The sequence below is a fragment of the Streptomyces rimosus subsp. rimosus genome, assembly GCF_000720725.1.
Taxonomy (GTDB): Bacteria; Actinomycetota; Actinomycetes; order Streptomycetales; family Streptomycetaceae; genus Streptomyces; species Streptomyces rimosus_A.
On sequence record NZ_JOCQ01000116.1, the window covers coordinates 16,095 to 25,809 of the forward strand.

Sequence of the window (9,715 nt, forward strand, 5' to 3'; positions counted from 1 at the left end):
AAATCCCAATCTGGAGGGCAGGGCGCCGGTCACGGCGCCCAGCCGGGGGGTGCTGGCTCCTGATTGGCACTCATGCTACCTACGGGTTAAGTCAGTTGGAGTAGACCACGTATCAAGTCCCTGCTCTCGGCCGGATTGGGACTGTCCTCCTGGAGGCGGTCCATGACATGCGCGTACTGCGTCACCTCGTCGCGCTTGTCGAGGTAGAGCGCGCTGGTCAGCTGCTCCAGGTAGACGACGTCGGGCAGCCCGGGCTCCGGGAACCCGAGCGTGGTGAAGGCACCGCTCTCACCGGCGTGCCCGCCGAAGCTGAACGGCATCACCTGCAGGCGCACATTCGGCCGCTCGGAGAGTTCGATCAGGTGCCGCAGCTGTCCGCGCATCACCTCGCGATCGCCGTACGGGCGGCGCAGCGCCGCCTCGTCGAGCACGCAGTGGAACTCCGGCGGGCGCTCTGCCAGCAACAACTTCTGCCTCTCCAGTCGCAGCGCGACCCGGCGGTCGATTTCCGCCGCACCGGCATCGGGCATTCCGCGGCGCACGACCGCATGCGCGTACTCCTGCGTTTGCAGAAGCCCGTGCACGAACTGGACCTCGTAGGCGCGGATGAGGGACGCGGCCCCTTCCAGGCCCACATATGTCTGAAACCAGCCGGGCAGCACGTCGCCGTAACTGTGCCACCAGCCCGCGACGTTGGCCTCCCGGGCCAGTACGAGCAGCGCCCCGCGCTCCTGCGGATCGTTCACGCCGTACAGCGTGAGCAGGTCCTCGACGTCCCTGGCCTTGAAGCTCACCCGGCCCAGTTCCATCCGGCTGATCTTCGACTCGGAGGCGCGGATGGAGTAGCCGGCCGCCTCGCGGGTGATACCGCGCGACTCGCGCAACCTGCGGAGCTGTGCCCCCAGCAGGATGCGCCGCACCACGGACCCGCTCGATTCACTTGCGGACACCTTTGTGACCCTCCCATGGCCCACCCCGTCCAACAGTGGGCCGCAGTCTGCCACGTCCGGGCTTCGTTGAGTGCTCATCCGGTTACTGATGTGTGAGGTCCGGGCAGCCGCTCCACAAGAACACGTAGGAAGAAATACGCGTGAAGTGGCATGCGCGACCCCAAACAGGACGCGTGCACGTGCATCTGCCCTTGCATCTGGCGTACGCATTGGGAACCATGGACTGCGCACGCATGCACGCTCGGGAAAGATCCGCCAGACCGCCAGATCCGGGTGCCCGGCCAGGATCATGACGTCCGCGAACGCCAGGAGTGCCTCGCATGGGGACCAAGGTTTTGACCATGCTCCAGCCGTTATGGCAGGGCTTTCCTTCCGTCGACCCCCTGGCCGTCTCCGGTTCCGTCTCCTACTCGCTGGCGCCACGGTACGAATCGGTGCGCGGAGCCCGGCAGTTCACCCGCGAGACCCTGCACCGGTGGGAGCTGGAAGAGATCTTCGACGGGGTCGCCCTGGTCGTCTCCGAACTGGTCACCAACGCGCTGCGGCACACGTCGGCGGTCGGCACCGCCGCCCCGTGCGAGCCGTCCCACGACGCGCCCGCGCCGCCCGCCCGGCTGCATCTGATGCGCTGGTCGTCCCGGCTGGTGTGCGCGGTACGGGACTCCAGCGACGCGTCACCGGAGGCCGAGGAGGCCGGGGCCGGCGCGGAGTCGGGCCGCGGCCTGTACCTGGTGGACGCCTTCAGTGACGGCTGGGGCTGGCAGCCCCTGGCCAACGCGCCGCACGGCAAGATCGTGTGGGCGCAGTTCAGACTGCCCTGAGCGGCGGATGTCCCGGGGCCGCGGGGGCACGGGGCCCGGGGGCCCCGGGACATCCGCCGGCCTGCCCGGACGGCCGGAACCGTCCGGGCAGGCGCGCGGGCGGGCGCGCCGGTCAGTCCCGGACCAGGTGGTCGAACTCGCCGTCCTTGACACCCAGGATCATCGCCTCGACCTCGGCCGGCGTGTAGACGAGCGCCGGCCCGTCCGGGAAGCGGGAGTTGCGTACGGCGATCTCGCCGCCCGGCAGCCGCGCGAACTCCACGCACGATCCCTGCGAGTTGCTGTGCCGGCTCTTCTGCCAGGCCACACCGTGGAGATCCGTTGCGGCCATGCCGTTGTATGCGTCGGGCACAGGTGTCTCCCCCGGTGGATGCGAGGCTCGGCGGTGGCGGGTCCGGGCACGCCGAGCGGTTGGCATTCGATGATGGTCTGTCAGTAGCAGTGCCGACAACAGGAACGGTGTCAACTGCAACTGATGGGGATCATAGCTGCGTTCATGTGCCGATGCATGGTCGGATGCACGTGCACGACGGCCCGTAAAAGCCTGGTCACAGCACGTCGAGCACCCTGAGCACCTCACGCAACTCCCGCATCACCGGGGCCGCCCGCCGGGTTCCCCGCTCACTTCGAGGAGTACGGCAGCAAAGCCATCTCCCGCGCGTTCTTGATCGCGCGGGACAGCTGCCGCTGCTGCTGCGCGCTCACCCGGGTGACCCGACGGCTGCGGATCTTGCCGCGGTCGGAGATGAACTTCCGCAGCAGGTCGGTGTCCTTGTAGTCGATGTACGTGATGCCCGCCGCGTCCAGCGGGTTGGGACGGGGCGCGGACTTCTTGCGGGGGTCGTGGCGACGGGGCACGGGGGGCTCCTGAGGTCGTACGGGCAGGGCGCGGCCGTGCGGAGACGGGTGGCGCGGCCTGCGGGGAAACGGGGAAGGCGGCCTGTGGGAAGGCGCGGAACGGCGCGAAGCGGCGGGCGTCGGAGTGGCGCGGAACGGCCCGGGGTTACGGAACCGGATCGAGGAGTTCGTCGAACGCGGGGGCCAGCCGCTTCCACGCCTCGGGCCCGCCCGCGTACTCCTCGTCCGTCAGCAGGCAGGACTCCAGCAGCGACGTCAGACCGTCGCGGTCCAGCCCCGGCGAGGTGAAGACCAGGTGCTGCGTGCGGTCGCCGTGCTCGGGGTGCCAGTCCAGGGCGGCCGCGGCACGGCGTACCGGCGGGACCATCTCCCAGGCGGCGTCGGGCAGCGCGGCCAGCCACGGACCGGCGTTCTCGACGCACAGCGCGCCGCCCGCCGCGTCCCAGGACAGCAGTGTGTCCGGCCGGTCGGCCAGCCAGAACCGGCCGCGGCTGCGGGCCGCCACACAGGTCAGGTCCTCCAGCGCCGCGTACAGCCGGGCCGGGTGGAAGGGCCGGTCACGGTGCCAGACGAGCGTGCCGACACCGTCCGCGTCGGCCTCCTGCGGCAGCAGCGCGCACGCCGGGTGCTGCCGTGCTGCCGCCGCCTCCACGTCGAAGCCCGCGAGGGCCGCGGCGGCCAGTTCACCCGGCGCGTCGACGGCCACCTGCCGTGCCGTGGGGTGCAGTTGCGCGAGCAGCGCCAGGTCGGACGCGTCGCCCTCCTCCTCGCCGGGCGCGATGGCGAGCACCGGCGGGTACTCCAGCTGCCGCGCCCAGGTGTCCGCGACGGTCCGCTGGTCGGAGGCCGCGGCGGCGAGTCCCGCCTCGGCCAGGTCGTCGCCGCAGCCCAGGTACGGCAGCAGCAGTGCCGGTTCGACGGCCGTGATGACGCCGGTCAGCGCCAGGTCCTCGCCGCCGCAGGCCGTGACCACCTCGGCCATGGCCTTGGGTTCGACGGAGTCCCACAGCTCGACGACCGCCAGCCGGCAGGTCCGTCCGGCGGCCAGCCGCTCCAGCTCGGGCACCAGGTCCTCGCGCAGCGCGCAGCACGCGCAGTCGTTGACCAGCGGCGCCTCGCCCGTGTCGAGCACGCCGCCGGCGTCCCGTACGGTCCGGCGAACCGTTCCTTCGGGGGCGGTGGCGAGGTCGTGGTGGAGCGCGACGCTGCCGGGCACGGCGCGCAGCAGGCGCTCCACGGTGGCCCGGCGGGCGTCCGAGTGCAGCCCGCCGACGATCACCACGGGCAGCCGGTCCCCGTAGCCGCCACTGGGGCCGCCGGGCGCGCCCCGCTGCGACGGGCCGCCCATCAGCGGGCCCCGCGCTTCCCGTAACGGCGCTCGAACCGCTCGACGCGCCCCGCGGTGTCCAGGACGCGCGCCGTTCCCGTGTAGAAGGGGTGGCTCGCGGACGAGATCTCGACATCGATGACCGGGTACGTGTTGCCGTCCTCCCACACGACCGTCTTGTCGCTGGTCGCGGTCGACCGGGTCAGGAAGGCGAAGTCGGCGGCCCGGTCACGGAAGACGACGGGCCCGTAGGCGGGGTGGATTCCAGGCTTCATGACGCTGTTCAGCGCTCCTCTCGGAAGTCGACGTGGCGGCGGGCGACCGGGTCGTACTTCTTCAGCACCAGCCGGTCGGGGTCGTTACGGCGGTTCTTGCGGGTCACGTACGTGTAGCCGGTGCCGGCGGTGGACCGGAGCTTGATCACGGGGCGTAGTTCGTTGCGGGCCATAGGGGCTACTATACAGAAATGGTTTCCATTTTCATTAGGAGGTACCGACCTTGTCCGCCCACTGCCAGCTGACCGGCCGCTCCCCCGGCTTCGGCAAGTCCGTCTCGCACTCGCACCGCCGCACGTCGCGGCGCTTCGACCCCAACATCCAGCGCAAGCGCTACTGGCTGCCGAGCGAGAACCGGCACGTCCGGCTGACGCTGAGCGCCAAGGGGATCAAGACCGTGGACACGATCGGAATCGAGGCGGCCGTCGCCCGGATCCGCGCACGAGGGGAGAAGGTCTGATGGCCAAGAAGAGCAAGATCGCGAAGAACGAGAAGCGGCGCGCGACGGTGGCCCGTTACGCCGCCCGGCGGGCCCTGCTGAAGGCCGTCATCCGCAGCCCGCACACGCCCGAGGAGGAGCGGCTGGCCGCCCGGCGCGAACTGGCCCGCCAGCCGCGCGACGCGAGCGCCACCCGCGTACGCAACCGCGACAGCGTCGACGGCCGTCCGCGCGGGTACTTCCGCGCGTTCGGGCTCTCCCGCGTCGGACTGCGCGAGCAGGCGCATGCGGGGTTCTTGCCGGGGGTGCGGAAGTCGAGCTGGTAGGGGGTTACGGGGCGGCCCGTCCCGTTCGTGGAAACGGGGCGGGTCGTTCACAGCTCAGAACTGGCTGGTGTCGATCTCGAAGTTGAGGGGGTCCGGCAAGGAGATGGCCTTCTTGGCCAAGTCGATCTCGCTCATGCACAGGTAACGCTCGCCGGAAGGTTCCGTGCAGAGGATGGCGAGGTCGGCGGCACGATCGATCAGCAAGTAAATGGGGATGCCGGCACGGGCGTAACCCCGCAGCTTCTTGATCCGGTCGTTGCCCGCCGTCGTGGACGAGAGCACCTCGACGACAAGCATGACCGGCGACGGGTCGTGATAGTCGACCTCGTCGTCGAAGCTGCCCTTCGGGGCGATCGCCAAGTCGGGGATCACTTTCCCCGAGGATGAGGCGCCTGGGACGGTGAGCCCGACGTTTGTGTAGCGCCCCAGGTCCTTACGGTGATCCCGCACCTGTCCTGAGAGTTCCGACACGACTTCTTCGTGCCTGCCTACGGGAGGAGGTGCCACGTGGATTTCCCCTTCGATCAGCTCCACGCGCCATCCCTTGGGGGCTGCCGCGCTCAACGCTTCGAAGGCGTCCTCGACCGACGCAGGCTCACGCTCACCGGCGGCGGCGCACGGTTCGGGTTCCGGAACGGTCAGTGCCACGGTGGACCTCCTTCGTGCGGAGCGACACTGCCACCTTAAGCGAGACCATGCGGGCGTTCGGGTGACTCTTCACTCGAACGAGCGTGCCCTCCCCTTTTCCCCAGGTCAGCTGTCCCCACCCTCATCGATCAACCGCCGGACCTCCCGGTCGATCAGCCCCAGGCGGGCCTCGGCGACCAGCGGGACGGCGCGGCGCTGGCGGCGGGCTTCGGAGGGGTCGATGTCCACCGTGACCAGCGCGGGTTCCCACTTCGGGGCCTGCGCCACCACCGTGCCGCGCGGGTCCACCACGCGCGAGCCGCCCCAGAAGGTGGCGCCGTGCTCGTTGCCCACGCGGTTGACGAAGACGATCCAGCACTGGAGCATCCGCGCCGTGTAGGAGAGCAGGGTGTCCCAGTACGAGCCGGTGTCCATGGCCTCCGGGTCGAGGCTGGCCGCGCTGTTGGTGGGGACGAACAGCACCTCGGCGCCGTCCTGCACGGCGAGCCAGGGCAGCACCGGCTGCCAGGCGTCGTTGCAGACCAACGTCGCGCCCCGGCCGCCGCTGGGCGATTTCGTCAGGCTGTACGCGCGCAGCGACTGGCCGGGGCTGACGTGCTTGCGCTCCTCCCAGGAGAGGTAGTTGGGGAGGTACAGTTTGCGGTGGGCGTGCAGCAGCGCGCCGTCCGTGTAGTAGGCGGCGGTGTTGTACGCGCGCAGCACCGTGTGCTCATGGAAGCCCACGAGGACGTCCGGGCCGAGCGTGCTCAGGTCGCGCAGCCGGGGGTCCTGCGCCTCGACCGACACGTCCCGGGGCAGGACGCCGAGGTGGTACCCGTGCAGACTCAGTTCGGGGAAGACGACCAGGTCGGCGCCCTGCTCCGCCGCCTGCTCGACCTGTTCGCGCGCGGTGGCGACGTTCGCGTCCACCTCGCCCAGCGCACAGTCCGTCTGCGCCAGCGCCACCCGCATGCCCGCACCTCCCTCCGTCGGCCGCCACGCCCGCCGGGACGCCGTGCCACGCGCCGGAGCGGCGGTGCGCGTCCGCTTCGTTGCGTTTTGCGGCGTTACGGGCAGTACGTAGCCATGCTGACAGAGGTCGAGGGCGTGGGCGCGTCCGGAGAGACGGGGCCGACCGCTCCGCCTACCCCCGGAGGAACTCCTCCATCGTGGTGGCCAAGGCCACCGGGGCCTCGTGCATCGGATAGTGGCCCGATCCCTCGATCGTGACGATCTCGGCCTGCGGGTACCACCGCTGCCAGGTCTCCCGCATCAGGTCGGCGGTCAGCGCCAGGTCGTACGCGCCGACGACCACCCGTACGGGCACGGGGTGGCGCTTGGCCGCGTCCGCGACCGCCTCCGAGAGGTCGAGCCGCTGCCAGCTGGCGAGGTAGGCGGCGTGCGCCTCCTGGCGGGAGATGTCCAGGGAGTGCCGGACCATGCGGTCCAGCCAGATCCGGCTCGCGCGGTGGCCGGTGACCAGGTCGATGATGGCGCGGCGCTTGTCCGGGTCCGCCGAGGCGCCGTAGAAGAGCTCGTGCGTCGCGTCGTCCATCGGGTACGGGGCGGCGGGCACCGGCGCGAGGCCGAGGAGACGGTTCACCCGATGGGGCGCGTTGACCAGCACCTGTTGCGCGGCCTTGGCGCCCATCGAGTGCCCCACCAGGGAGAACCGGTCCCAGCCGAGCTGGTCGGCGAGGGCCAGCGCGTCGCCGGCGGTCTCCGGCAGGTCGTAGCGGCCCGGGACGTACTTGCGGTCGCCGTAGCCGCGGCAGTCGAGGAAGGCGTACGTGAAGGTGTCCCGGTCGAGGAAGTCCAGGACGGAGCCCCAGTTGGCCGAGGTCCCGAACCAGTCGTGAAGGACGATCACCGGGTGCGGTCCGGAACCGATGGCGCGGTGCGCGATGGCCATACGGGCGTCTCCCTTGTCTGCCGTGGACGGAGTGGGGCGGGGGGCGGGCGCATTCTCCCCTTACTCGGACGGGCCGGGTAGGGGACGTATCCGGCCAATGCGGTGGTTGACGGCGCGGCTTGACGGGCCGTCCGGCCAGGCCCGACGGAGGTGCGGGCCGCGTCCGGGCCGCCGTTGTCAGTGGGGCGGTGTGCAATGAGGACATGAACGGGGATGTGCGGGTGACACACGAGCAGGTGCTGGCCTGGCGGCTGCGGCGGCAGGGCCTCCTGCCGCGTACGGACGCGTCGGCCGAGGAGATCGTCGGGCGGCTGGCGGGGGTGCAGGCGCAGGTGGCCTCGGCGGCGGAGCTGGCGGTCGCGGTGCGGCAGGAGAAGCCCTCGGCAGCAGGCGTGCGGGAGGCGCTGGAGGCGCGCTCGCTCGTCAGGACGTGGGCCATGCGGGGGACGCTGCACCTGCTGCCGGCCGGCGCGGCGGGGGCGTATCTCTCGCTGCTCGGTGCCGCGCGGACGTGGGAGAAGGGCGCCTGGCAGCGGGCCTTCGGGGTGAGCCCGCAGCAGATGGAGGCGCTGGGCGAGGCGGTCGAGGAGATTTTGGACGGGAAGGTGCTGACCCGGCGGGAGCTGACCGAGGCGGTGCTCGCGCGGCGGGGCCTGGCCGGGCTCGGGGAACAGCTGGCGTCCGGGTGGAGCACGGTGCTCAAACCGTTGGCGTGGACGGGGCGGCTGTGCCAGGGCCCGGCGCGCGGGCAGCATGTGACCTTCACGTCGCCCCGGTCGTGGCTGCCCGGTTGGCGCGGCATACCGGACCCGGAGGAGGCGGCGGAGGTCGTGATCCCGGCGTATCTGCGAGCGCACGGCCCGGCGTCACCTGCGGTGTTCGACGCGTGGCTGCTGCGGGGTGCCACGCGCAAGGCGGTGCTGCGGGGCTGGTTCGAGGCGCTGGGCGACCGGGTGGCGGAGGTCGAGGTGGACGGCTCGCGGGCGTACGTGATGTCCGACGACGCGGAAGAGCTGGCCCGTACGGAGCCCACCGACGGCCTGCACCTCCTCCCGGCCTTCGACCAGTACGTCCTCGCCCCCGGCACCTCCGACACCCGCCTGGTCCCGTCCGCCCACCGCAGCAAGGTCAGCCGGGCCGCGGGGTGGATATCCCCGGTGGTGCTCCTCCGCGGCCGGGTCGTGGGCACCTGGGCCCTGACCGGATCGACCGTGGAAGTCACGACGTTCGACGGCTCCGCGCTGCCGGGGGCGGCGCTGGAGGAGGATGTGCGGCGGTTGGGAGCCTGCGTGGGGCAGGAACTGGTGGTGGCGAGGGGAGGCGCGTGAAGCGAGGCGCGTGAGGACGGCCGGGAAAAGGCGGCGTGGAGGGGATGAAGGACGCCGCGGCCTCCGCGGCCATGACGCTGCGCGGATCCGACCGCGCCGAGCTGGCGTTCGCCGATCCGGGGCTCGGGCAGCGTCTGCTTCTCGCGCTTCCGGTGGTCGTGGGGGGACTACTGCTCGTCGTGGTGCTCGCGGTGCTCCTGCGGATGGCCCGCACCTTCAGGGACAGGGACTTCTTCGTGCCCGAGAACACCCGGCGCCTCACCGTCATCGCCGTCGCCCTCATGCTGCTGGGCGTCCTCGTCCCGCTGCTGTACATGACGACCACCAACCTCCTCGTCCGCGGGGAACCGATGGCGGCGGCGGTCGCGCCTGCCCAGGACTACGCGATCCTGCCCGTGTTCCTGGCGGCCCTCGCCGCCGCGGCGGCAGCGGCGTTCCGCAGCGGTACCCGCCTGCGTGCCGATACCGAGGGACTGGTCTGATGCCTCCGGAAGAGGAGCACCGGATCGAGTGCCACCTGGACCGCCTGCTGGACGCACGCGGCATGACCCTGGCCCAGCTGGCCGAACGGGTCGGCGTGACCGTCGCCAACCTCTCTGTCCTGAAGAACGACCGGGCCAAGGCGATCCGCTACAGCACACTCAGCGCCATCTGCCGCGAGCTGGGCTGTCAGCCCGGTGACCTGCTCACCTTCGCCGCGCAGGACAGCGGTCGCACCACAGAGAACAGCGGCCGACGGCATCCGGGCGACGGCAGGTAGCCGCGGCCCGGCCCTGCGCACAGCGTGCCGCGCCGTTGTCAGTGGTGGGTGGGAAGGTGGGCTCATGCGGTGGGTTGTCGGGGGATGCGGGG

Annotated in this window: 15 protein-coding genes; 6 read left to right on the top strand and 9 right to left on the bottom strand. The window is 71.3% G+C overall.

The window, feature by feature from the left end; translation table 11 throughout:
* Window positions 1-86: 86 nt before the first annotated feature.
* Window positions 87-950: a helix-turn-helix domain-containing protein gene (locus IH45_RS0136555; protein WP_030679026.1), complete on the bottom strand. Its 864-nt coding sequence runs from the start codon at window positions 948-950 to the stop codon at window positions 87-89.
* 320 nt (window positions 951-1,270) lie between these two features.
* Between IH45_RS0136555 and IH45_RS0136560 the strand changes: the two genes are divergently transcribed.
* Complete coding sequence (locus tag IH45_RS0136560) at window positions 1,271-1,771, top strand: ATP-binding protein (protein ID WP_030679029.1); 501 nt, start codon at window positions 1,271-1,273, stop codon at window positions 1,769-1,771.
* Between the two features lie 112 nt (window positions 1,772-1,883).
* Here IH45_RS0136560 and IH45_RS0136565 read toward each other — a convergent pair whose 3' ends face one another.
* The 5 genes from IH45_RS0136565 to rpmG form a co-directional block, all read right to left on the bottom strand.
* On the bottom strand, window positions 1,884-2,123 hold the full coding sequence (locus tag IH45_RS0136565; RefSeq protein ID WP_030679031.1) for a DUF397 domain-containing protein: 240 nt from the start codon (window positions 2,121-2,123) through the stop codon (window positions 1,884-1,886).
* 269 nt (window positions 2,124-2,392) lie between these two features.
* The gene (rpsR, locus tag IH45_RS0136570; RefSeq protein ID WP_030679034.1) at window positions 2,393-2,629 is read right to left on the bottom strand and encodes a 30S ribosomal protein S18; all 237 of its coding nucleotides are present in this window, start codon (window positions 2,627-2,629) and stop codon (window positions 2,393-2,395) included.
* Between the two features lie 145 nt (window positions 2,630-2,774).
* Window positions 2,775-3,977 carry a CobW family GTP-binding protein gene (locus IH45_RS0136575; protein ID WP_050515440.1) on the bottom strand — a complete coding sequence of 401 codons (1,203 nt, stop codon included), beginning with the start codon at window positions 3,975-3,977 and terminating at the stop codon, window positions 2,775-2,777.
* The gene (locus tag IH45_RS0136580) at window positions 3,977-4,231 is read right to left on the bottom strand and encodes a type B 50S ribosomal protein L31 (RefSeq protein ID WP_030679041.1); all 255 of its coding nucleotides are present in this window, start codon (window positions 4,229-4,231) and stop codon (window positions 3,977-3,979) included. The genes IH45_RS0136575 and IH45_RS0136580 overlap by 1 nt, the downstream gene beginning before the upstream one ends.
* Window positions 4,232-4,239: 8 nt before the next feature.
* Window positions 4,240-4,404 (bottom strand): 50S ribosomal protein L33, encoded by a 165-nt coding sequence (gene rpmG, locus IH45_RS0136585; RefSeq protein WP_030679044.1) that lies wholly within the window; start codon window positions 4,402-4,404, stop codon window positions 4,240-4,242.
* A 50-nt stretch (window positions 4,405-4,454) separates the two neighbouring features.
* On the opposite strand from rpmG, the gene rpmB reads away from it, so the two are divergent.
* Window positions 4,455-4,691, top strand: coding sequence for a 50S ribosomal protein L28 (gene rpmB, locus IH45_RS0136590; RefSeq protein ID WP_030679047.1), 237 nt, complete (start codon window positions 4,455-4,457; stop codon window positions 4,689-4,691).
* Window positions 4,691-4,996 (top strand): 30S ribosomal protein S14, encoded by a 306-nt coding sequence (gene rpsN, locus IH45_RS0136595; RefSeq protein ID WP_030679050.1) that lies wholly within the window; start codon window positions 4,691-4,693, stop codon window positions 4,994-4,996. Before rpmB ends, rpsN begins: the two co-directional genes overlap by 1 nt.
* Before the next feature lie 54 nt (window positions 4,997-5,050).
* Here rpsN and IH45_RS0136600 read toward each other — a convergent pair whose 3' ends face one another.
* The 3 genes from IH45_RS0136600 to IH45_RS0136610 form a co-directional block, all read right to left on the bottom strand.
* A complete protein-coding gene (locus IH45_RS0136600) occupies window positions 5,051-5,644 on the bottom strand; it encodes a Uma2 family endonuclease (protein WP_030679053.1) in 594 nt (197 codons plus the stop codon).
* Window positions 5,645-5,749: 105 nt separating this feature from the next.
* Window positions 5,750-6,595, bottom strand: a complete 846-nt coding sequence (locus IH45_RS0136605) for a nitrilase-related carbon-nitrogen hydrolase (protein ID WP_030679058.1) — start codon at window positions 6,593-6,595, stop codon at window positions 5,750-5,752.
* Window positions 6,596-6,767: 172 nt separating this feature from the next.
* Window positions 6,768-7,535: an alpha/beta fold hydrolase gene (locus IH45_RS0136610; RefSeq protein WP_030679061.1), complete on the bottom strand. Its 768-nt coding sequence runs from the start codon at window positions 7,533-7,535 to the stop codon at window positions 6,768-6,770.
* 203 nt (window positions 7,536-7,738) lie between these two features.
* Here IH45_RS0136610 and IH45_RS0136615 point away from each other — a divergent pair, with 203 nt between their 5' ends.
* From IH45_RS0136615 to IH45_RS0136625, 3 genes are read left to right on the top strand one after another with little or no spacing between them, the layout of a single operon-like run.
* The gene (locus tag IH45_RS0136615; RefSeq protein WP_030679064.1) at window positions 7,739-8,863 is read left to right on the top strand and encodes a winged helix DNA-binding domain-containing protein; all 1,125 of its coding nucleotides are present in this window, start codon (window positions 7,739-7,741) and stop codon (window positions 8,861-8,863) included.
* 44 nt (window positions 8,864-8,907) lie between these two features.
* Window positions 8,908-9,345, top strand: a complete 438-nt coding sequence (locus IH45_RS0136620; protein ID WP_030679066.1) for a DUF2975 domain-containing protein — start codon at window positions 8,908-8,910, stop codon at window positions 9,343-9,345.
* On the top strand, window positions 9,345-9,623 hold the full coding sequence (locus IH45_RS0136625) for a helix-turn-helix domain-containing protein (RefSeq protein WP_030679070.1): 279 nt from the start codon (window positions 9,345-9,347) through the stop codon (window positions 9,621-9,623). Before IH45_RS0136620 ends, IH45_RS0136625 begins: the two co-directional genes overlap by 1 nt.
* Window positions 9,624-9,715 lie beyond the last annotated feature (92 nt).

Coding starts and splice junctions, on each gene's coding strand:
- rpmG (WP_030679044.1), bottom strand. CDS start 4,404: ATGGCCCGCAACGAACTACGCCCCGTGATCAAGCTCCGGTCCACCGCC.
- IH45_RS0136625 (WP_030679070.1), top strand. CDS start 9,345: ATGCCTCCGGAAGAGGAGCACCGGATCGAGTGCCACCTGGACCGCCTG.
- IH45_RS0136620 (WP_030679066.1), top strand. CDS start 8,908: ATGAAGGACGCCGCGGCCTCCGCGGCCATGACGCTGCGCGGATCCGAC.
- IH45_RS0136560 (WP_030679029.1), top strand. CDS start 1,271: ATGGGGACCAAGGTTTTGACCATGCTCCAGCCGTTATGGCAGGGCTTT.
- IH45_RS0136575 (WP_050515440.1), bottom strand. CDS start 3,977: ATGGGCGGCCCGTCGCAGCGGGGCGCGCCCGGCGGCCCCAGTGGCGGC.
- IH45_RS0136605 (WP_030679058.1), bottom strand. CDS start 6,595: ATGCGGGTGGCGCTGGCGCAGACGGACTGTGCGCTGGGCGAGGTGGAC.
- IH45_RS0136615 (WP_030679064.1), top strand. CDS start 7,739: ATGAACGGGGATGTGCGGGTGACACACGAGCAGGTGCTGGCCTGGCGG.
- rpsN (WP_030679050.1), top strand. CDS start 4,691: ATGGCCAAGAAGAGCAAGATCGCGAAGAACGAGAAGCGGCGCGCGACG.
- IH45_RS0136610 (WP_030679061.1), bottom strand. CDS start 7,535: ATGGCCATCGCGCACCGCGCCATCGGTTCCGGACCGCACCCGGTGATC.
- IH45_RS0136580 (WP_030679041.1), bottom strand. CDS start 4,231: ATGAAGCCTGGAATCCACCCCGCCTACGGGCCCGTCGTCTTCCGTGAC.